1 protein-coding gene is annotated in these 1,817 nt (G+C 39.2%); it reads left to right on the top strand.

The features are described from left to right. The first annotated feature begins 137 nt into the window (after positions 1-137). Entirely contained in the window at positions 138-1,424 is a 1,287-nt protein-coding gene (locus tag ACTNEP_RS20370; RefSeq protein ID WP_441163778.1) for an IS110 family transposase, read from the top strand. The last annotated feature ends 393 nt before the right edge of the window (positions 1,425-1,817 follow it).

Genomic DNA, 1,817 nt, shown 5'->3' with positions numbered 1-1,817 from the left:
AAGGAGCATTCCTGTAATAAGAAAAATTGACCCTAGATGAGGTTATTTGGAGTTACACAAAAAAAGCCCTCCTTGGTAGTATAGAGAGTGTCACGTCACGAAACAATGACCTCGAAAATACCGAAGGAGGACTCAAAATGGATTTTACACAAAACAAACGATTAATGCAAATCACGGAAAACACAATTATTATCGGCGTTGATATCGCCAAACACAAGCACGTTGCGCGTGCTATTGATGATCGAGGAATCGATTTAACCAAACGATTCGTATTCCATAACACACTAGAGGGATTCAATGGATTCGTCCAATGGATCGAATCCTTATCACATGAATTAAACCGTTCTAACATTCTTGTGGGCATGGAACCAACGGGTCATTATTGGCTAAACTTAGCTTACTTTTTAAAAGAACGAGGTCTTAAAACAGTTGTCGTGAATCCGATGAAGGTTAAACGATCTAAGGAAATGGATGATGATACTCCGACTAAAAATGATACTAAAGATGCCAAGGTCATTGCGCAAATCGTACGTGACGGTCGGTATCATGAACCAACATTACCTGAGGATGTGTACGCTGAATTACGTGAAGGCATGAAGCTTCACGATATCATTCAAGAAGATCTTAATTCTATTCAAGCCCAAATGCATAATTTGTTGGATCGCTACTTTCCTGAGTTTCTACAAGTATTTAAAGATTGGACCGGGAAAGCCGCTCTCCATTTATTGAAACAAGGCTTTTTTCCTCATGAAATTAGAAATACGTCAGAGGAAGAGTTGTTAACCGAAATTAAAACTGCCACTAAACGTGCGGTTGGCTTGAAACGCGTTCGAGAGCTTAAACAAGCAGCCGAGATGACCGTGGGAATTCAATTCGGTCTAAAGATGGCTAAAGAAGAATTACGTTATTTGGTCGATCAATACATTCATTTACAACAACGTTTAAATACGCTTGAAGAATCCCTTGAAGCTTTTGTGGAGTATATTCCTGGGGCTTCAGAAATGGTTGCCATTAAAGGTGTAAGTTCTATGACGGTTATCGCTTTCTTTGCGGAGGTCGGAGACCTTTCAAATTATCAAGATCCACGCCAAATCATCAAATTAGCGGGACTTAATTTATCGATGAACCAGTCTGGCAAACATAGCGGTCAAACCAAAATATCCAAACGTGGTAGGAAACGTTTACGCTCTGTTTTATATCAAGTAGCGATTCCTCTTTCCTATCATAATCAAGCGTTTAAGCAATTACATGAATATTACCGTCATCGTCCAAATAACCCGCTTACAGGGAAACAATCGTTTATTGCCTTAAGTCGTAAATTAATCAAGATCTTTTTTGTGTTAGGAACACGTCAGTGTTCATTTAGTGAAACAAAAATGTTAGCTGATACACCTATTATAGCTAAGATACAAGAAGCTGCTTAGGTTGACTTTAGCCGTTTAGGCTTTGATGATAAATGGACATTTGAAGCACGGATTAGCCGGTCGATATACAACCATTAGGGCTATGACCCACTTAAGGAGCATTTCCGGCAGCCACGCATGGATAGGTTGAACGAAGGAATTTACGCGCATTGACGCCGAGAGACATGGGAGGGTTTACCGCCATGTGAATGTGGAGATCCAGTCGTGCGATTATAAAAATTCCACTAAATTGGAATATATATCCAATTTGGGTGGTTGGATGGCCATTCAACTACCAATTTCAACCTAATTTTGAATCAATTGGTGGCCACCAATTGATTCAAAAGCAACAAAACCATAAAAAATCAAAGAAAAACGGCGAAATTCTAAGAAATAATTAATTTATTGAGGGAG

The organism is Gracilibacillus sp. HCP3S3_G5_2 (assembly GCF_052063305.1).
Taxonomy (GTDB): Bacteria; Bacillota; Bacilli; order Bacillales; family Amphibacillaceae; genus Gracilibacillus.
The sequence above is the reverse complement of the archived record's forward strand: the minus strand, read 5'-3'. Positions and strand labels throughout refer to the sequence as shown.

Bases quoted from the DNA above. Each gene is read 5' to 3' on its own strand.
- ACTNEP_RS20370 (WP_441163778.1), top strand. From the start codon at position 138: ATGGATTTTACACAAAACAAACGATTAATGCAAATCACGGAAAACACA.